At 45.7% G+C, this 21,795-nt stretch carries 11 protein-coding genes; 1 reads left to right on the top strand and 10 read right to left on the bottom strand.

What is annotated here, in order from left to right; all coding sequences use genetic code 11:
• Nucleotides 1-32 precede the first annotated feature (32 nt).
• Nucleotides 33-782 (top strand): VIT1/CCC1 transporter family protein, encoded by a 750-nt coding sequence (locus ACYVAA_RS16700; protein ID WP_460543834.1) that lies wholly within the window; start codon nucleotides 33-35, stop codon nucleotides 780-782.
• Nucleotides 783-2,004: 1,222 nt separating this feature from the next.
• On the opposite strand, the gene ACYVAA_RS16695 is transcribed toward ACYVAA_RS16700, so the two are convergent.
• From ACYVAA_RS16695 to ACYVAA_RS16650, 10 genes are all read right to left on the bottom strand, one after another.
• Nucleotides 2,005-3,690 (bottom strand): ribulokinase, encoded by a 1,686-nt coding sequence (locus ACYVAA_RS16695; protein ID WP_460543832.1) that lies wholly within the window; start codon nucleotides 3,688-3,690, stop codon nucleotides 2,005-2,007.
• 124 nt (nucleotides 3,691-3,814) lie between these two features.
• Nucleotides 3,815-5,362: an alpha-N-arabinofuranosidase gene (locus ACYVAA_RS16690; RefSeq protein ID WP_460543830.1), complete on the bottom strand. Its 1,548-nt coding sequence runs from the start codon at nucleotides 5,360-5,362 to the stop codon at nucleotides 3,815-3,817.
• A gap of 45 nt (nucleotides 5,363-5,407) precedes the next feature.
• Nucleotides 5,408-7,333, bottom strand: a complete 1,926-nt coding sequence (locus tag ACYVAA_RS16685) for a glycoside hydrolase family 97 protein (RefSeq protein ID WP_460543828.1) — start codon at nucleotides 7,331-7,333, stop codon at nucleotides 5,408-5,410.
• Between the two features lie 143 nt (nucleotides 7,334-7,476).
• Complete coding sequence (locus ACYVAA_RS16680) at nucleotides 7,477-9,849, bottom strand: beta-L-arabinofuranosidase domain-containing protein (protein WP_460543826.1); 2,373 nt, start codon at nucleotides 9,847-9,849, stop codon at nucleotides 7,477-7,479.
• 164 nt (nucleotides 9,850-10,013) lie between these two features.
• Nucleotides 10,014-11,492 carry an arabinan endo-1,5-alpha-L-arabinosidase gene (locus ACYVAA_RS16675; protein ID WP_460543824.1) on the bottom strand — a complete coding sequence of 493 codons (1,479 nt, stop codon included), beginning with the start codon at nucleotides 11,490-11,492 and terminating at the stop codon, nucleotides 10,014-10,016.
• Between the two features lies 1 nt (nucleotide 11,493).
• Nucleotides 11,494-12,474 carry a family 43 glycosylhydrolase gene (locus ACYVAA_RS16670; RefSeq protein ID WP_460543822.1) on the bottom strand — a complete coding sequence of 327 codons (981 nt, stop codon included), beginning with the start codon at nucleotides 12,472-12,474 and terminating at the stop codon, nucleotides 11,494-11,496.
• 90 nt (nucleotides 12,475-12,564) lie between these two features.
• Nucleotides 12,565-13,245: a DUF3823 domain-containing protein gene (locus ACYVAA_RS16665; protein WP_460543821.1), complete on the bottom strand. Its 681-nt coding sequence runs from the start codon at nucleotides 13,243-13,245 to the stop codon at nucleotides 12,565-12,567.
• 12 nt (nucleotides 13,246-13,257) lie between these two features.
• Nucleotides 13,258-15,108, bottom strand: a complete 1,851-nt coding sequence (locus tag ACYVAA_RS16660; protein WP_460543851.1) for a RagB/SusD family nutrient uptake outer membrane protein — start codon at nucleotides 15,106-15,108, stop codon at nucleotides 13,258-13,260.
• Between the two features lie 11 nt (nucleotides 15,109-15,119).
• Nucleotides 15,120-18,293, bottom strand: coding sequence for a SusC/RagA family TonB-linked outer membrane protein (locus ACYVAA_RS16655; protein WP_460543819.1), 3,174 nt, complete (start codon nucleotides 18,291-18,293; stop codon nucleotides 15,120-15,122).
• Between the two features lie 747 nt (nucleotides 18,294-19,040).
• Nucleotides 19,041-20,999: a M1 family metallopeptidase gene (locus tag ACYVAA_RS16650; protein WP_460543815.1), complete on the bottom strand. Its 1,959-nt coding sequence runs from the start codon at nucleotides 20,997-20,999 to the stop codon at nucleotides 19,041-19,043.
• Nucleotides 21,000-21,795 lie beyond the last annotated feature (796 nt).

The raw sequence follows: 21,795 nt of genomic DNA, 5'->3' as shown, positions 1-21,795 counted from the left end.
GAGGCCAGTTCCAGGTCATTAGCACTAACACGATGGAAAACATAGAGGATCCGGCAAAACACATCCAAGAGGAAAATGCCTCTCCCTCCAATTTTGAAAAGTACCTAAAGGAATTTGTTTATGGTGGTATTGATGGTTGCGTGACCACTTTTGCCGTGGTAGCGGGCTCAGTCGGAGCAGGACTAAACAGTTCCATCATTATCATTCTTGGCTTCGCCAATTTACTGGCGGATGGCTTTTCTATGTCCATTGGGGCTTATTTAGCAGCCAAAACCGAAAGGGACAATTACCATAAACACCGCAGAAGAGAATATTGGGAAATCAAACACATGCCCAGGGATGAAAAAGAGGAAATCAGGGAAATCTATAAAGAAAAAGGATTTGAGGGCGAATTGCTGGAACAGGTAGTGGAAACCATTACCAAGGACAAAGACCGCTGGGTGGATGTAATGATGAAGGAAGAACTGGAGATGATCAAGGATAAAAAGAACCCATTTTGGATTGGCTTTTTTACCTATATCTCTTTCATCGCGATCGGATTGATCCCCTTATCAGTATACGTTTGGGATTACTTTTTGCCTCTTGACAAAAATGTTTTTCTGATTACCTCCCTGCTGACCGGAGCCGGTTTTGCCCTTATTGGCCTATTAAAAGCCCATGTAAACCAAACCAAAATGTGGAAAGGAGTATTGGAAACCCTTTTTCTGGGTGCCATCGCTGCGGTGGTCGCCTATTATGTCGGTGATTTGCTTGAGCAGTTACTCTCCAGAGGCTTTGGTTAATGATAATGCCAGTTGTGCGATTGAAAAAAGCACAACAGAACCTTCCGGATTACAAATCCACATCCGAGTTACTTATTGGTTCCGGATTGCAAATCCGGAACAGCGTCCGATATCAGTCTATTATGGATCTATGTGCATCCTCGCTAATCCGAGTTTGTAAATCGGATTTCAGACCATTCATTATACTTTAACTGGTTTGCATCTCAAGGTGAAGCCTGATAGTCATTAGCATTTCCTATTGAGGGCACAGCAGGTTTTTCAGCTCCCTGGCTCAGCCGATGAGATTAGGCTGGTGATCCAAAAAAACGGAAGTATCGACATACAGCAGTTCAGTTGCCCTGGATAAAGGCCTGTCTAATTTGGAAGAGGGATACCGTAAATCTTAATACGGTTCCGGATTGCAAATCCGGAACAGCACATATATAAATTCTGAATAGCTTCGATGCAAATCTGGAACAGCTCCGTTATAAATTCATTAAACCTCGCTAATCCGAGTTTGCAACTCGGATTTCAGTTTTTTCATTCTTCATTATACTTTAACTGGTTTGCATCTCAAGGTGAAGCCTGATAGTCATTAGCATTTCCTATTGAGGGAACAGCAGGTTTTTCAGCTCCCTGACTCAGCCGATGAGATTAGGCTGGTCATCCAAAAAAACGGAAGTATCAGCATACAGCAGTTCAGCTGCCCTGGATAAAGGCCTATCTAATTTGCAATAGGGATACCGTAAATCCCATTATGGTTCCGGATTGCAAATCCGGAACAGCACATATATAAATTCTGAATAGCTTCGATGCAAATCTGGAACAGCTCCGTTATAAATCCGGAACGGTTTTGGAATACTGAACAGCTCTGAAAAAACAGGGTCAAATTTCATCAGCAAAAATCAGCAGGAAACAAGTACAAGTCAATGGAAGTGGACGACTTTACCAGGCCGGAATGAGCCAGCTCTCCAACTGACCCGAATTTGCCAGAATGGATTTATTATACCGATCCAATAAAAAAGCCCCTTCACCAGGGCGAAGAGGCTTTCGGCTGTCAGTGGTTATTAACCCGGATTATGCATTGGGAATCGTAGTGAGGACTGAAAATGTAAGAAAATCAGGCTGTTTGGAGACTGAGGCATAGCACCGCTATGGCGAAGTCGAAAACAGCAGCGAAGCAACTGATTTTAAACCAGTTTCAGTCCGCAACAGATAGGCTAATGCATATTTCGGGTTTTATTTATTCGGCCAATGCCACCGCTTTTTCACCTTCCACAAAGGTTCCAAACTCGACGTATTGGGCATATAGTTTTTCGTAAACGGTCACGTTTTCAGCAATCGGTTCATAAACCGCGTCAAAACCGTTGCTCATCGCAGCAATGGCAGCTTCTGTGCTCGGATGGATGCCGGCCGCAACCGCTGCATACATGGCCGCACCCAGTGCAGGAGCCTGATCAGAAGTAGCAATCTTGATCGGCATGTTCAACACGTCCGCCATGGTCTGCATCACCAGCTTGGACTTTTTGGCCACGCCGCCCATACCGATCACCGCGTCTATCTGTACCCCCTCCTCTCGGAAACGGTCCACAATTTTCTTGGAACCAAAGCAAATGGATTCCACCAAGGCCTTGAACACCCTGGCAGCATCAGTCCCCATGCTCAAGCCCATCAAGGCACCTTTCAGCCCTTGGTTGGCATCAGGGGTTCTTCGGCCATTTACCCAGTCCAAGGCTACTGGAGCCGTCTCAGAAAGCGGAATCTGCAAAGCCTCCTCGGTAAGTTTGATCAGCAACTGATCGTCAATTTCTTTGATCAAGGCCTCTTTTTGGCTTTCTTCCAGCTGCTTACTGGCCCTGATGATATCAGCCGTAGGCTTCACCACCAGGTTTTTGAACCAAGCCAACACATCCCCGAAACCGGACTGTCCGGCCTCTAGGCCAATGGTGCCCGGAATTACAGAACCGTCCACCTGTCCGCAAATCCCTTTTACCAGGTTATCACCGATCGCATCATAAGAGGCCACCATGATATCACAGGTAGAGGTCCCCATTACCTTGACCAAGGTGTTTTCAGCTACTTCTCCCCCTACAGCACCGGCATGGGCGTCAAATGTACCCACTGCTACCACGGTAATAGCACTGAGGCCCAGCTTTTCAGCCCACTTGGCACTCAGCTTGCCTGCAGGAAGATCCGAAGTATAGGTTGCTGAATAAAGTCTTTCTTTCAGTTCGGCCAATCTAGGATCCAGCTTGCCTAAAAACTCCTTAGGGGGCAATCCTCCCCAGCTGTCATGCCAAAGGGCCTTGTGTCCCGCTGCACAACGGCTTCTTTTTACACTGAGCGGATCCTCTGAACCGATCAGTTCTGCTGTAATGAAATCACAGTGTTCCATCCAGGAATAGGCCGCATTGGCCACGGCTTCATCTTCACGGATCACATGAAGGATCTTTGCCCAGAACCATTCGGAGGAATAGATACCGCCTTCGTATTTGGTATAATCTTCACCTCCCCAGCTTCTGGCCAGTTCGTTGATCTCATCAGCTTCCTTAATGGCCGTATGATCCTTCCAGAGCACCATCATCGCATTGGGATTTTCGGCAAATTCCGGGGAAAGGGCCAAAGGCTGGCCTTTCTGATCCACTGCCATCGGTGAAGAACCGGTGGTATCCACACAGATCCCTTTGATCTGTTCTGCAGGTATACCGGATTCTTTTATCACAGCCTTGATGGTCACTTCCAAACCTTCCAGATGATCCAAAGGATGCTGTCTGAACCGGTTTTTCACCGGATCACAATATTTCCCTTCCTTCCATCGGGGATACCAGAACACATGGCTGGCTTTTACCTCCCCGTCCGCTGTATTGACGATTACTGCCCTGACAGAATCAGAACCGTAATCCAGACCGATGACAAAGTTTTTATTCATGCTTTCGTTATTGATTATTGGTTATTGCTTACTAAGTATTGAGTCCACAGACCTTTGTCTACAGACCACTGCTTTCGTCTCACTACTAAATACTCAGTACTCAAGACTATAGAGCAATACTACACTATTTTACCTGAAGAACTATCACGGACTTTGCTGGTACCTTTACCTTCAGCACCTCTTTGTTCCACTTGAAGTCCTTGAACTCTTTTATGCTCACCACCTCTTTGTTTTCGAAAGAATTGTGCGAATTAAGTTCCGGAGCGGTCAGGTATCGTCCGCTTACCGATTTTGCATCCGTACCATGTAGAAATACGTCCAAATCAATGTCTTTGTCCGGATCCACGTTGGCGATGCTGATATTCACCGTTCCGTCCTCCGACAAGGAACTGGAAGCATTTAAGGCATCCATTTTCACATTGCCCGCCTCCACTTGATCAGAATTCAGGAAGGAAGGCAGCAAAGTGGCATCCATGTGCGGTTTGTAAAGATCAAACACGTGGTAGGTAGGAGTCAATAGCATTTCCTCCTCATCGGTCAGAATCAAAGCTTGAAGTACGTTCACCGTTTGGGCCAAATTGGCCATATGAACGCGGTCAGCATGCTTATTGAAGATATTCAGGGTAATGGCAGCTACAAAGGCATCCCTCAGTGTATTTTGCTGATAAAGGAAGCCTGGGTTGGTATTGGGTTCCACATTATACCAGGTCCCCCATTCGTCCACAATCAATTTCACCCTTTTATTGGGATCATACTTGTCCATTCTGGTTCCATGGTTCACCAAAAGCTGATCCATAAACGCCGCCTTCTCCAAGGTGGTCAGGTACTCTTCTTTCGAAAACTCCGTGGCGGAACCTTTGTTGCCCCAAGATCCCGGGATGGTATAATAATGCAGGGACATGGCGTCCATCATGTGCAGGGGAATGTTTTTCATCAATACCTCTGTCCAGTTATAATCCGTGGCATTGGCTCCACCGGCGATCTTATAGAGATTGGCTCCGGGATAATTCCTGGCAAAAGTGGCGTATCTTCGGTACTCATTGGCATAGTACTCGGGCGTCATGTTTCCTCCACAGCCCCAGCTTTCGTTGCCTACACCCCAGTATTTTATCTGCCAAGGTTCCTCACGGCCGTTTCTTTTCCTAAGATCTGCCATGGGACTCACCCCGTCAAAATTGATGTACTCCACCCACTTGGACATTTCCTCCACAGATCCGCTTCCCACATTTCCGGTGATGTAAGGCTCGGTCTCCAACATTTCGCAGAAAGTCAGGAATTCGTGCGTACCAAAAGAATTATCCTCGGTCACGCCACCCCAGTGGGTGTTGATCATCTTTGGCCTTTCACTCTTCGGGCCAATGCCGTCTGTCCAGTGGTATTCATCGGCAAAACAGCCTCCTGGCCACCTTAGGTTGGGGATATTCAGGTTTTTTAAGGCCTGGAAAACATCCGTCCTATAACCGTCTATGTTTTCAATATCGGAATCTGCTCCCACCCAGATACCGCCATAAATACAGCGGCCTAAGTGTTCGCTGAAATGGCCATAAATATGTCGGCTAATCTGGGTCTTTCCTTGGTCCGCATTGACCACCAGCTTACTTTGGGCCAATACATTGAGGCCGGACAGTAATGTCACCGCCAAAAAAAGGCCTCGGAATAGTGTCTTCTTCATGATTTTAAGAGGTTTATTGAATATTAAGTGTCTAAATTACATTTTTTATTTCAATTGAAAAAGAATAAAGCCACCATTTACCGGTAATTTTATCTCCTCACCGCTTTTGTGCGCGATCTTTTTCACCTCAAAACCATCTTTATCCGCATTATCCTGTATTAGCAACCATTCTTCTGCTCCCGTATCAAAGGATAAGTCCTCCAGTTTCATGGATTTTTCGGAAGCAGAAGCATTGATCCCTGCCACATACCAGGATTGAGGGCCCTTTCTGGCCATGAGGACATATTCACCTGGATACCCCTCTACAAACCTGGTATCTTCCCAGGTATCCGGCAAGCCTCTCAAGAAGTCCTTGATCTCTTCCGGTTGCTTGGCCATTCCTTCCGGTGATTCGGCCAAATGCTGGATGCCCGACTCAAAAATAACCGTCAACGCAAGCTCAAAAGCTTTGGAGGTGGCCCGGTCAATATTCGGTATCCTGTCCAGTGACATTGGTGTAAAGTCCATAGGATCAAAGACGTTCCTTGTAAAAGGAAGCATCAGGCAATGTTGTGGTGCCCTGTCAGCAAAGGCCTGCTCAAAGGTGATCATTTCGAAACCTTTGACGGATTCCATGGTCATCAAATGCGGATAAGTCCTTTGCCAGCCCCTAGGAAGGGTGGTCCCGTGAAAATTCACCATCAGGCCTACCTTGGCGGCATCATTTAGAATATCGTGATAATATCCTATCATCGACTGGCCATCACCGCCAAAAAAGTCAATTTTCACGCCCGCTACCCCCATTTCTTTGATGCGCTGTAATTCCGCCAAGCGCCCTTCATCCTCCAGCAACAGGTTACGGGGATGGTAAGGCGTGGTATTCCAGGAACCCGCCGAATTGTACCATAAATGTACCTTCACCCCTTTTTTTGAAGCATACTCCACCAACTCCCCTATTTTATCATATCCAATGGTCGTATCCCAGTTGACATCAATCAGGCAATGTTCGTAATCCATCTCTGCAGCAAAATCGATATGGGACTTTTGAATGTCATAAGTTATGGACCCATCTTTTCCCAAGGCCCAGCTCCAAGCGGCCTGCCCTGCTTCTACAAATCCAGCATCCATGGAAATTTGAGGTTTGGCAAGATCTGTGCCAAGGGTGGATTCCACGACAGTTCCCAATTCCCCAACAGCCAGAACCCTCCATGGCGACTTCCAAGGTAAAGCACTTGTTGGCTTGGCAGGTCCTCCAGGGAATACTTCCTCAGGGCCAGGAAAGGAAACACTATATTCTCCTTCAGGAGATGCGGCATGTAGACGGGTAGCACAATAATCACTTCCCAGTCCTGCTTCCGAAATCAAAACCCAAGTCCCATTGCTCTGGAACAGAGCCGGATAAACCCAACCCGAAGAGATTGGGGAAGGAGTACCTACTGGGACAGCCATCTGATATTCTTCCTCATAGGAAGGATTACTGCCTTCCCAGCCCGTATTGACCTCTGCAATCGGCTGCATCCAGGCTTTGGCTGCTTCAGGAAAATTATAGGTGGTTTTTTCCTCTTCAATCGTATACACTTCTTCTCCTTCAAACTGATACTGGAAACCAAGTCCGTCATTGGATAACCTGAAAGCAATGCTCATCAACTGCCCATCGGCATTTTGAAAACTATAGAGTTTCTCATGGGCCTGATACGCTATTTCCTTCTTCTTTCCATGCAACAAAGTATACTGATCCCTCACCTCCTTGGCATCAGAAACTTCCTTTAGGTTAAGCCCCTGGTAAAAATCAGCTTTGTCCATCACTACACCAAGCTGGGACCATTCCAGCACTTCCTGCCCTTTTCTGCTTAAATGATAAAGGATTTTTCCTTCATCCAATTTCACCTCCAAGGCCAACTGCCCATCGGGAGATGTCAAGGTCATATCTGCCTCTTTGGAGCAGGCCATGCAACCAAGGAGCAGGCAAAAAAACAAGGTTATTTTTTTCATGGTTTCTTTAGTCATGAGTATAGAGTTATAAGTTTTAAGCTATTGTTTCTTACTTAATCATGAAATGGATTACACATCCTACTTATCATAAGTCGGGATTACAAATCCCGACTAGCTGAAATCCTGACCAGCTGACCAGTTGACTATTTCATTAGCCGGACATAGTAGATCCTTTCAGTAGCCTGGCCGTCTTTTGCCCGGAATTCCACAACCAACTTTTCCTCCTGCTGAAGGGATTCGGGCAATGGATAATCCATTTCCTGGCTGCTTCCTTCTTTGCTTTCCAGCTGGACTTCTTGGAAAAGCTGGCCATTGATATAGATATCGAAAAGCTGCCCCTCGACTTTAGCAGGATAGGTAATTCTCAGCTTTCTGGCCAAGTGCTCCTTGTTCTTCAGCTCATAGCTGAACCAAGCGGTACTGCTTCTCCAAAAATAGCCATCCTGATTTCCCGAGACCGTCTGTTGCCCTTTGAAGAAATGGTCCGACTCGGGTTGTTGCTCTCCGGTGGCTATCTGGTCTACGGTTTTCCGCTCCAATGCCAACATCACCTCATCCTTTTTGCTTATTGCAGCTTTGGTTTCTTCCAGCTTATCAGGAGATGTCAAAGGCCAATACATTTGATACCTGGCCTCATGGATTTCATAAAAAGGTTTCAGTTCAAACCCTTTCTTCTTATCGGAAGAAGTACTGGCAGCAAGAGAAAAACGTAAGGGCTTCTCCTCCCTGCTGAGCATGGTTTCAGGGGCTTTTTCATCTGTGACCAGCATAGGCACCTCTGAAAGCGGCACCATCTTTCCGGAAGCCACATGGCCCATCCTACTGTCATCAGCAAATAAACCGGGCATATTTTCCTGCCCCCCTTCCGAGGCCAAAACGATCGGACCATAAACAAATGCTCCCCAATTGGAACCGTCCGGCAAGGGTTCCCATTTCACATCCATAGGAAGGCTTACCGTAAGCCTATCCCCGTCTTTCCATTTCCTGGCTATGGTCTGATAGGAAGATGGCTTTGCATCTACCGCTATAGGCTTTCCATTGACCTTAACCTCTAGTGCCCCCTCAGCCACCCAGGATGGGTATCGGAGTTTTACTGCAAATTTCTTGGCCTTTTTCAGCTTAAAGGTAAAAGTGCTTTTCTCCTCTTGCGGAAAGTCCGTTTCCTGTTGGAGCACCAGCCCTTTTTCTTTCCAGTTTAGTACTGAAGGGATAAACAAATTGATATAGAGGGCATCATTGCTATTGGCATAGATGAACTCACCGTACTTGGCATGGTTTTCCAGCCCGGAACCTACACAGCACCAGAAGCCCTCATGCGGCTGGGAATATACCCGGTAGTGCCCGGGGCGCATCGGAGTAAAATACACAAAGCCCCCTTTGCTGGGGTGCTGGCTGGACAGTATATGATTATACAATCCCCTCTCATAAAAATCGACAAAGGCTGCCTCAGGTTTGGAAACAAACAGGTCCTCACTCAACCTGAGCATATTATAGGTATTGCAGGTTTCAGGCCCCTGATTGGAAGATAACATGGATGAAAAATCGTCCTCCGGATGAAAATGCTCTCTCACACTATTTCCTCCAATCGCCACGGACCTGTTTTCCGCTACTGTACGCCAAAAGAAATCTGCTGCCTTTTCATATTCCGGCAAATCCGCTTCTTGGGCGATCCGCTGAAAACCGATCACCTTTGGGATTTGGGTATTGGCATGCATACCGGTCAGTTGGTCATTTCCCTGTGCCAATGGCTGCAAAAGCACCTGATGGGACATTTTCTCTGCCAGCTCAAGGTATTTTTTATCCCCTGTAATCGCTGCCACATCGGCAAAAACTTCGTTCATTCCCCCATGCTCACTGATCAACATTCTTTGGAACTGCTCCTCGGAAAGGTCTTTGGTCAGTTCATAAAACCAATCGCTTAATTCGACCAAAACCTCCTTTGCCTGCTCATTCCCGCCAATTTCAAAGGCGTCACGCAAGCCTGCATAGATTTTATGGATATTGTACAGGGGCACCCACTTTTGGTTGAGCGAAAAACCTCCCGCGTCAATCTGCCCTTTTCCAACTTCTTCCCACATGGCCATGCCACCCGGAATCCCTCCCACATATCCGTTTCCGTTTTTCTTCTGGGCAATGGCCAACTGCTCCACCATATAGTCCATCCTGAGCTTCATTTCCTGATCCCCTGTACTGGCATACATCATGGACAAAGCAGACAGATAATGTCCCCCGATATGTCCATCAAGCCCCGTATTTTCCCAATTCCCATACCGCTCGGCCGGCCAACCAATGCCCGCCTCCAACATATAGGGAGCCAACAACCGGTCCACATCCATCTCCAGGATATAATCCCTATCCACCTGCTGGGCATTTAGAAAAGGACTCGGAGAAAGCTTGACCTGATTGAGATCAAACAATTGGATTGATGGGCCATTGCCATTTTGCTGGGCAAACACACTTTGCCCGGACATGGTAAAAAAAGCAGCTATAATTAGGCGATTTATTGTTTTCCTCATTTTATCAAATGGTTTATCTATCTAAATATCACAGGACTACAGTTATAATTTCATCAATTCTCTTTCTTTATGCTAGAATCACTCTATAAAGAAATTCGTGAAAATTTGTGGACACCTTTTTGAGACCATTACTTACCCACACCATATTGTTTAATGATCTTACCTCATTTCTTTTTTCCCCATATGGCCGTCCCTTCGTTGTTCAAACCGCTATAAAGCAAGGTTTCCCGATGGTTTTCCCAGTCATAGCCTTGAAACACCCTTACTTTGTCTATAAAAATACCCTTTCCGTAATTTAAAGTCATCCAAGAACCGTCATAAGACCATTCGTTCTCCGGATTGCCATCTATGCTTCCGTCTTGGTTTAGATTGAGATAATACGATACTTGATGGTCCGGTGAACTTTGCTCCTCAGCAAAACCAGGAACTACCCTGTACCCTAAGACGATCTGTTCCCAAGTACCGACCAAATCCTCTTTGGCCACTCCCTTTTGTTCTATAGCAGCATATCGCTGTGGAGAAGCCACCGGCCAGCCCTCTTCTGTCCAGTAAAGCTTGCGGACATGCATGATCATAAAAAACCTGTCTGTACTGGGCCTGCCCTGATGGGCTATGAAATAATTCTCTCCTCCTCTAAACACTGCATTGTGCCCTGTTCCCTGCCATCCTCCATGACCTTGAAATTGATAGGGAGCTACTATCATTGGTCCATTATCCTGTTCGCCGTTCATATCATTCCCATGAAAATCCATAATGGGACCTTCCGGATTTCTCGATCGTCCAACACGGATATTATACTTGCTTTCCAACCAATCATAAGAAAGGAACAGGTAATAATAGCCCGTTTTTTCATTAAAGATGACCTCTGGGGCTTCTATGTTCCCATGAATTACCCCACCTGAAAAAGCCCGCTGTGCAATCCTTTTTCCTTTGTCTCCTGCCGTTTTTGCCAAGCCTGTATTCGGATCAAGCTCCACTACATAAATCCCGTCATAGGCCGAGCCATAATACATCCAGTGCCTGCCATTTTGGTCCACCTGCACGGCCGGATCGATGGCATTGGTCATGGGAATGTCGGTATTGGAGGTAACCGCCAAACCGGCCTGTTGCCATGGCCCTTCGGGAGAGGAGGATGCCAAAAGACCTATTGCACTCAGTTTGTGTACTGGAGATGAAAGGGAATAGTACAGCCGAAAACCATCGTCCACCTTTATAATATAGGGAGCCCATAGGTTTTCGAATGGCTCCGCACCGAACGATCTGATATAATTAACAGCCTGTTGTGGTCGACCATCGTAGGCCCATCCCACAAACTCCCATTGGACAAGATCTTTGGATTTTCTTACTTGTATACCTACCCTAACCAAAGGCTGGCCATAAGCCACATCCGTACTGTAACTGTAGTACCATTCTCCGACCTTGATGATGGAAGGATCATGAACATTATAAGGTCCCCACTTCGAGGATTGACTGAATGAAGAAATGGAAGCGTAGGCATCTTTGATAGCTGTCAGTTGAAAATCCTGGTCTTTACCGGTCACATCTCCTCCCCCATCAGGGTCCTCTGGATCAACCGTACAGGCAAATAGCAGCCCTACAATGGCCAAGGAAAGTTTGAAATAGCTTAAGATAATTCTGCCCATCTTACTGCAGTGTTACTTTTGGCCAGCCTTCATCATCCCAATCTATCTCACGGACAAACAGCCTAGGCGTGCCATTTTCCTTGGCCTCGTAGCCGTGAAAAACCAAATAATCCAGCCCATCAAAAGTATATGCCGCATTATGCCCCACTCCATACCAATCTTCATTCCCCTCAAGCACCAAGGTTCCTCCTCCTTGATATAAGCTTTTTCCTTCCTTGTCCACATAAGGACCTTGCAGGTCTTTTGACCTCCCTACCATCATTTTATAGGTGCTATTTTCTCCTCTGCAGCACAGATCAAAAGAGACAAAAAGGTAATAATAGCCGTCCTTTTTGAAGATAAAAGGAGCTTCCACTGCAGCATCCCCCGGATCTCTTTCGTCCAGCGCAAATGTCCTTGGCCTTCTCGTAATCGTATACCAGTCTTCTGCTCCATTTTTTACTGAAAGCAAATCTTCCGAAAGCCTTACCAGCTTTAAACCAGCCCAAAAAGAGCCAAAGGCCATCCATTTATTTCCCTGCTCATCCGTAATGATATTGGGATCGATGGCATTCCACAAATCCCTGCCGGGCACGCTTTCCACAACTATCCCATGGTCTGTCCACTTGAAATCCGCGGAATCAGGATCCAAGGTCTTGTTGGTGGCCACACCTATGGCCGAAGTATTCTTCGCGAAGGTAGAAATGGAATAATAGAGATAATACCGGCCATTATGATAGGAAATATCAGGAGCCCAGATATGGTTTTTAAAATCCGGGACCACTTCTTTGGCCCAAGCAGGGGCCTCTGCAAATACCGGCTCTTCCCTTTCCCAGTTTTCCATATCATCAGAAGACCATACGGCTATTCCCCTACCGGTACTAAAAAGATAATAAGTACCGCCCTCTTTCGCCATGACGGGATCATGGACAGATATGGTCTGTGCCTTAAGTCCCGAAAGTAAGCATAGACAAAAGAGCAGTAGCCAAGTAGATTTTTTCATGAAAACAGCTTTTAAAGAAAAATCCGGCCGCCCGCCAAAGGCGGGCAGTCGGATCTATTAGGTTAACAGGTTACATTTAGTATGAATTTCCTAAAGGGAAACATTTTCCACTTGGGAATACAGTTGCTCTTGAACACCGGCAGTTTTGACTCCCACACGGACATAAATGTCACTTCTTCCTGCTAAGCCCGCAGGGATTTCCACATCTATGCTCATAGGGGTACCCAAAGTGATATTGGCCGCTTGCACGGTGGCAGCCCCTTCATTTCTTAAAGCATCCGTCAGGGAAGTCCTGCCCATATAAATACTGGCAAACTCCAAATTCCGGTCAGTATGGATACCATTCACGGTAAAATTCACGGTCATGGTGTTTCCGTTTACAGAATAACTGGGTGCTGACAGTGTATAATAAGGCTCCACTTCCACATCAATCATCTGGGAACCTCTCAGCTGCACGTCCAAGGAATCTGTATTGTCCATCCAGGGACCGTTACCCCTAAGCAAGGTCAGCTTATAGTCGCCATCAAACAGCACCGCCGAAAAGGTCCCGTCCTGCGCCACGTGTACCGGTATTTTTTGGAACAGGTCGTAACCGTGTTGCCAAAGCTCCAGCTGCACCCCCTGGCTCCGCAGACCCAAGGGCTCTCCTTGATACACTATTCTTCCACTCAAAGTTGATTTAGGCTCTTCGAAATTGTCGTATTCACAGCTTACCGCTGCCAAACCTAAAATCAAAAGAAGGCATGATTTTATTATTATATTCAATTTCATAATTTCTAGGGTTTAATGGAACGGGTTTCTTACAAGTTTAGGGTTGGCATCGATCAGGTTTTGACCGATAAGCGAGTAATAATTCCCCATTTGGAAGAATCGAGGAGCCCTGAACCTCGGGGCCACAGACTTCACGAAAATATACTTTCCGTCATTGGGGCTTCCCGGTCTTACCACCCTATAAGGATAAAGGCTATAGACCATACTCTCGGGGTTACTCGTGCTTCCATTCCACTTTTCATGGGCCACTCTCCAGCGCTTATAATCCCATACTATATGGTCTTCAAAAGCCAGCTCCACTCTTCGCTCGTGCCTGATTTTTTCCATATCAATACTGGCAAGGCTATTGGCACCAAAGCCAGCCCTTTCCCTTAGCCTATTGATATACCCAAGTGCCTCGGCGGATTCACCAAGCTCGTAAGCGGCTTCGGCGGCATTAAGATAAATCTCTGCCAGCCTTATTCTCACCCACCAAACTTCACTTCTGATTCCCCGGGTACTCGCCCCGACAGCATTATCGATGTATTTCCTCAAATAAAATCCCGTATTGGAAACTTCCTGGATGGATCGATGAGGCCCTCCTGCTGCGGTCAAGACCCCGCCGTCCTCATAACTGGTACCTAGACCATTGGACTCCACCAAATCGTAAGCGTTGCCATTCCATACGGCCACTCCAGCCTGCATAAATACCTCCTGTCCCCTAAAGTCAGCTCCAGGGTAAATCACAGTACCATAAAGCCGGGCATCCTTGTTGGCAAAAACATCCTCTACATTGTCATAATAGACATAGTCCGTCCCATCGGCTGTTCTCGTCCTCAGCTCTCCTGAGCTTCCGTCCAGGTACTCGAAATCCTCTACCAAATTCAAAGATGGGGTGATGGCGGAAGAGCCTAAGTTATCTTCCCTCACTGACCTTGCGATATTGTCGTAAGTGAAGCCATGACGTTTATCCGCAGAGGAAAGAAAATCCTGTGCCCAGATGACCTCCGTGTTTCCGTTCTTATTGATAATAGCCTCGTAGAAATTCTCTCCTAAATCTGGATTGGTATTATACAAACTGTAACCTCCCTGCTGAAGAATCTCTCTGGAAGCTTCCAAGGACTTGGTAAAATACTCGTTTGCACGGCTAGGGCTGATCCCCACTTCACCGCCGGCAAGGGTAATAGGAGAGGCCATCAGTCCATTGTATTTGGCCAGGGAACCGGCATAAAGCGCTGCTCTTGATACAATGGCCAAAGCGGTAAACCTGTTGGCCCGTGTCTGGCTGCCATTATTTTCTATGGTAGGAATGATTTCCTCCATCTCGCTGATCACAAAATCGTATACTTCTTCCTCCTTGTTCCTAGGGAATTGTAGGTAAGAAGGATCCCCACTGAAATCGTAAATCAACTGCTCGGTAATAATCGGTACGCCTCCCATGCGCTTGACGTGCTCGAAGTACACATAGGCCCTGATAAAGCGAAGTTCGCTGATAAACTGGGTCTTGACTTCGTCCGATAGTTCGGACACGTTCTGAAGCTTGTCAATGGCCAGGTTGATGTCACGGATAAACCCGTAATCCCACAGTCCCCATCTTCCGAAATCATAGGTCGGAAGATTATTTAACCAGTCGTTGCCGGAATATCCTGACCACATCGCCTCGTCATAGGCGGCAAAATCAGGCCAACCGCCCGTGGTTGTGGTATGGCTAGGCAACCTGTCATAATAATTGGAAAGCACACCGGTAATCAGTTTGGGGTCATTCCATACTTGCTCATCCAATAGGATGTTTGGGGGCTCCCTGTCCAACCAATCAGTTTCACATGAAGAGAAAACAAAACCGATCAGCACGAAAGCCAATATATTTATCTTCAATAATTTCATCATTTCGGGGTTTAAAAGGTTAGACTAAAGCCAAAGTTGAACAGTCGTTGCTGAGGATACACCAGCCCATTAGGAGAGCCGATTTCGGGATCCACGCCAAATTCTTTGACATTGTCAATGGAGAACAGGTTGGTACCGTTGGCATACAACCTCAGGGCACTCAGACCATATCGTTCCAGGACGGAGGAAGGTACCCGATAACCGATTTCCAGGTTACGCAGTCTAACATACCTTACATTGGTCAGCCAGAAATCATTATGGTTATACAAGTGACCTGCACCAAATCTTCTGATGGCGGGATAGGTTCCCGACACCCATTCACTGTCTGCATTATAGAGATCTTCTCTATGCCATCTGTCCTCAAACATGAAGTCCGGCGAGTTACCGTTATTCTGGAAAGGATACCTCAGTTCCCAGTTTCGTGTAAAGGTCTGCATGGATGCTCCGGCAAAACTGAAGTACAATTCAAAGCCCTTATAACTGGCTGAACCGTTCAACCCAAAGCTCACATATGGAGTGGCTCCTTCCGCATACCCGATTGGTCTTTCATCCAAACCGTTGATAAGTCCATCACCATTGACATCTTTATAAATAAAGTCTCCTGGAAGCACATTTCTGTTACCCAATCCGTCGATGTCCACGGGGTAGTTTTCTATTTGCTCCTCGCTTTCAAAGCGGCCGATTACCTGGTATCCCCAGTTGATGTTTGACCACCTTCCTTCCAAATCACTTCTATATTCATTCAAGGAATTTCCGAATCTTGGCTTATATCGATCGATAATTTTCAATCTGGATATGGTACCGTTGGCACTGAGGGAAAAGTTTACTCCCCCGGCTTTACCCGTGTAGGTTGCGATACCCTCTACCCCTCTGTGCGCATCTGATTCTAGGTTTTCAGCAGGCAAACCATAACCCACCTCGTTAGGCAACAGTACATCGTATCTACCGGCAGGGAGGCCTGTTCTTTTTCGCTGGAAGACATCTCCTTGCAGAAATAGCCTGTTATTGAACATATAAGCATCCACTCCTAGGTTAAAATTGGTATTGGTAATCCAAGAAAGATTCGTGATGGGCAATCCTCTTGGATCTACACCGGGCACGAAAGACCCGTCCAAAATGGCACTGCCACCTGCAGTAGGAATAAAGTTATATCCCGCATAATAGCTGAAAGGCGCCACAATAAAGGCATTGTTTCCAATGAATCGGTCATTCCCTGTCTGACCGTAGGACACCCTTATTTTCAGATCATTAAGCGTATTCCCTTTGATCTTATCCATAAAGGCCTCATCAGAAACTTTCCAGCCTGCGGACACTCCTGGGAAAAAGCCAAAGCGATCATCTGGTGGAAACAGAAATGAACCATCATATCGGGCCAAAAGCTCCAACAAATACTTCTCTTTGAAGTTATAGTTGATCTTGGCCAAATATCCTTCTCTTGCCTCCTGATAAATATCATCAATCAATAAATCCTGATCGGCAAAAGACATTAGTGGAATATAATTGTTCGGTGGAACCGTATGCACAACCATAAAATGAGACTTTTGATCCCAACGCTCGTAACCGGCGATGGCTGCCACATTATGCTCTCCAAAGTTTTTGGCATAGTTGACCTGGAACTGCCCTACCCTATCTACTGTATTTCTTTTTCTTCTCTCCCTCCATGGGTTTTGATTGCCCCATTCAGGTCGGGTAACATAGGTATCCGTTGCCTCATCGTACCGATAGCCATCATAAGTATACTCAAAGCCATCAAAATCCAGGGTGGTATAATTATAGGAATAGGTTCCCTTAAGCGAAAGTCCAAAATCAAATTCATATTGGGCATAGAAGTTTCCTTTTATCCCTCTCCAAATTTCATCCACGTAACCCGTCACTTCTTTGGTATAGGTTGCCGGGTTTACATTGATATTGTGTACATCCCCATTGACGTAATTAGGATTGTCATTGGCGTAGGGACGTTCTGTAGGCCACATGGTAAAAATACTCAGGAAAGGATTGAAATAATCGTCCAATCCAGGTACACCTACCTGTTCCCGATTTTCGATCCTACCGCTCAGCTGCGTCCCTACAGTCAGGCCTTCGGCCAAGGTCATGTCAATATTAGACTGGAAGTTGGTTCTTTGAAACAGGTAATCGTCTATCAAAGCATCCTGATTCAGATGTCCAAGTGAGAAATAGTACTTGGTATTTTCAGATCCACCTACAGCACTACCATTGATGGAATATTGGGGAACGTTAGGCTTCATGATAAAGTCATAGTAGTCAAAACTTCTATAACCTTTTTCAGTGCCTTGCTGCCATTTTTGAAGTTCATCCTGGCTGATGGTAGGAGAACCACCCAAATTCACTTCAGATTCAGCATTTGCCCTTAAGAACTGGTAAGCATTTGCCGGCTGGGGATAGCGGGTAAAGTTTTGCAATCCATAATAGCCCGAAAGGCTGATTTCCGCTTCTTGGTTGGCCTTGCCTTTTTTGGTGGTCACCAAAACCACCCCATTGGCCGCCCGCATACCATAAATGGCCGCAGAGGCATCCTTTAGCACTGTTATGCTTTCGATATCGTTTTGGCCAAGGTTATTGAACTGTCCTGCATCCGAAGGAATACCGTCGATCACAAACAGGGGCTGCCCCATGTTACGGATCTGTAAATTGGCACTTGATCCAGGACGCGCGTCACCCTGACGGGCTGTCACCCCTTGGATCTTACCGACCAATGCTTCAGAAGTGGTGACAGAAGGCGTCTTGATCAGGTCCTCTGACTTCACCTCGCCTACAGCACCCGTGATCGTCCCTTTTTTCTGTACACCGTATCCTACTACTACTACTTCACCCAAATCACTCAAGTTTTCACTTAGCGTTACTTGGATAGCGGTCTGATTGCCCACGGTAACTTCTTGGGTCTCGTATCCCAAGTAGGAAAAAACCAAAATGCTTTCGGAAGAAGGGAGATCTATGGTAAATGCCCCGTCCAAATCGGTTGCTACTCCGGAAGTGGTTCCTTTTAACAACACGGTGACTCCGGGTATGGGCATACCCTCTCCATCCACCACAGTTCCTTTTACAGTAATGTCGGCCTGCTGGGAATAAAGATCAGATGTTGATGATAAGGGTTGAGCGAGAGGAGCTGCTCCTAAGGGTAGGATTTGCTGGAAAAGGAATACCCCCAGCAAAACTAACACAGCCATACACCTGTGTAAATTTTCAAATTTCATATTTAATGGGGTTTATTGATATTTAGAACTTTAATGTACTAACTCACTAACCTGAACTATCAGGTACCGAAGGCCATGCAAGGCCCTGCTCTTAAAGATCCTTTCTACTAATATACAAATGATTAATAAAAGTTCTTTATACACTTATTAATTTCAGATTTCGAATATAAAGGAATGTTGTGCACTAAAGCAAAAAATAAATGTACTTTTTACACTATTATTTTTCAACAAACAACTATGGCCAATTTTATAATTAGAAGATTATTTACCGATCAGTAAATACACAGAAGATTAGCTGAGAATGAAAAAACGTAAAGCCCTGGAACCATCTTTTATTTCAAAAATCAGTACCTACATCCCAAGACAAGTCCTTATAAGCTGATTGGACAAAAATTCTTCATGTTTTTTTACCATTAAGGAATTAAGGAAAATTAAGAGGGCGGATACTGGGAGAAAAAGCTTCCCTCATGTTCTAAACACCTTCAATCCTTCATCCTTTTTTTAACCATTAAGGCTTTAAGGAAAATTAAGAGGGCGGGCACTGGGAGAAGAAGCTTTCTTCATGCTCTTAACTCCTTCAATTCTTCATGTTTTTTAAAAAACCATAGAGGCTAAGTGAAGAGCTCCATCAAAGCCTATCAAGTACACAATTGAAACAAAAAAACCAGTGCGGAAACACTTTCCACACTGGTTTATAGCTATAGGTATTTTAACCTTACCTTACTCTTCTTCTTTGTAAATGGAAGCAGGCCATTTGTCATTGCTTAGATTAACATCCGGCAATACTTTATCCGGATCGATCTCTATGCTTTCTACCTCTTTGTCGGTCTTATACAGATGGTTCCACTTGTTTCCTCTTTGCCAGATTTCTGCGGGCAAGGTGAACCGCTCTTTTTGACCATCTTTAAAGGTCACTTCCACCAAGACCGGCATAGGAACCTCTCCCCTATTGGACAGGGCCAATACATAATTGCCGCCATAAGGATAGACACCGTCCAAAGAAAGATCCACATTCCCTGTTCCATAGAACCAGTTTTGCCAGAACCAATTAAGGTTTTCGCCAGCTACATTTTCCATGTGGTTAAAGAAATCAGCAGGCTGAGGATGCTTGAAGGCCCAGGTTTTAATATAGGACTTAAATGCATTATCAAAACGCTCATGTCCTAAGATGTACTCCCTCAACATGATCAGGCCAATACCCGGTTTCATATAAGCCACCATCCCCAGGTTGTTCACATTGACCACGTCCGGATAGGTATCTATGCCTTCTCTTGTTTCACTGTTGAACCAGCTAAGGTAATTTCTGGTATGGTCCAGATCAGAAGGATATTCACCATCATTGAAAGCCAAGGTACTGTAATGGTTGATAAAGGTATTGAATCCTTCGTCCATCCAAGGATAAAGACGCTCATTATTACCTACAATCATCGGGAACCAGTTATGTCCAAATTCATGGTCCGTCACTCCCCACAGGCCTTCCCCCTTACTCTTGTAGGAACAGAAGTTCAGCCCAGGATACTCCATCCCTCCGATGTCCGCCGCCACGTTGGTAGCCGAGGCATAAGGAAATTCATACCACATTTCTGAATAATGCTCTATAGAAGCTTTACTATATTCCGTAGACCTTGACCAGGCCTCCTGTCCATCACTTTCCTTTGGATAAGCCGACTGGGCCAAAATGGTCTTCCCACTGGGCAAATCGATCTTTGCGGCATCCCAGATAAAGGCTTGGGAAGAAGCAAAAGCCACATCCCTGGAGTTTTCGATCCTAAACTTCCAGGTCAAGGTTCCATCCTGCTTCAAACGCGTGGAAAGGTCCTTCACCTCTTCAGGCTTTAGAATATACACCGTGGTATCACTTTTCATGGCCTGATCCATTCTTCGCTGCATTTCCTTGCTCATGACATCTGCAGGATTTAGCAGTTCTCCTGATCCCACGACGATATGATCCGCTGGTGCAGTTACCGAATATTCAAAATCCCCATATTCAAGATAAAACTCGCCAGCCCCTAAATAAGGCTCTACATTCCATCCTTTGACGTCATCAAATACTGCCATCCGTGGATACCACTGTGCCATCGCATAGATGGTTCCTTCCTCCACATCCAAACGGCCCATTCGGTCCATACCTTTTACGGGCACTTTATAGGAAAAATCCATGGAAATGCTTGCTTTACCTCCTTTGGCGGGCAAAGGCTCAGCAAAGAACACCTGCATTCGCGTATCACTGACAAGGTGCCTGTCCGATGCAGTCCCCCTTTTGCCCACCACTGCAGACACATTGGCCAACTCATATCCTCCATCTGTATCCCCCACATAACGGTTTCCTTGGATAGGCGTGGTCAGGGTACCTCTGGAATCTTCCTTAAAGCGGTTTTGCTCCAGGTAAATCCAAACGAAGTCAAGTGCTTCCGGACTATTATTGGTATAGTCAATGGTGATTTTACCGGTAATGGTATGCTCATCGTCATTCAGCGTTACATCTATCTTGTAATCCGCCTCATTTTGCCAGTAATTGGGACCGGGCTTGCCTGAAGCCGAACGGTACATGTTCCCCTTTCGGTACATGAAATCCCCAAATTCACTTTGATTGTTCTCCTTAGCTTCCTGAGCAACTGCTGTGTGCACCAAAAATAAACTCAGAAAGAAGCATGAGATTTTCCCTAAAGTATATTTCATATCTAATTTAATGATTAAAATTTCAGCAAAATTACATAAAGATTGACGAAGAGAAAACGGATTTATTTTAACGGTTTCTTATAAACCTAAAATGACTTCAAAAATCAGGGAGGCACCAAGACTCTGACCACCTCTCCAGGAAGAAAAGTTGAGAAGTTTTTACCGCTGAAAAGACAGTGTTCACAGAGGAGGATTTTTTATTATCCCAGCATCTCTAGTAGCTATGCGGACAACGAATGCTTAAGTTGAGCCTCAAACTCGGTGCTAATTAATCCACATTTATCCGTGTCCACCTGTGAATTTCCCAACTGTTCGGTTTGATCATTAATAACGATCTAACGAGCGAAAGTATATTAAAAAAATTAATGACGTCCGTGAAAGCAAGCGCAAAACAAACTCATTAAGCGATTTTCACCCCTAAATCCCCTAAAGGGGACTTCTTAGGCACCCCTTTAGGGGAAGGGGGTAATTTTAAAGGTTCTAGAATACCTTGCAAACTTCGTTTAGAGCAATTTTTCAAAAGACTTAGTGAATTGAGTCGGAAGTGTGACCGATGTAGTACCGGTCTGAAGAAGCCGAAAATAGAATATAAAAATAGAAGGCCATAAAACAAAAACAGCCTTAATCGCTTAAGGCTACATAAGTGGGAATTGAGGGATTCGAACACCCGACCCTCCCGACTTGTTAGTCGGGATGCCCTCAACCAGCATGATCGCTGTTCGGGAGATTTCATGAAGTGCCGATCAGCCCCTCTATCCTTTTCCGACTCTTCCATTTTTTAACAGATCTCTCTCGG

Source organism: Echinicola sediminis (assembly GCF_054777495.1).
Note: the sequence above shows the minus strand (reverse complement) of the source record. Positions and strands in the feature narration are given on the sequence as shown.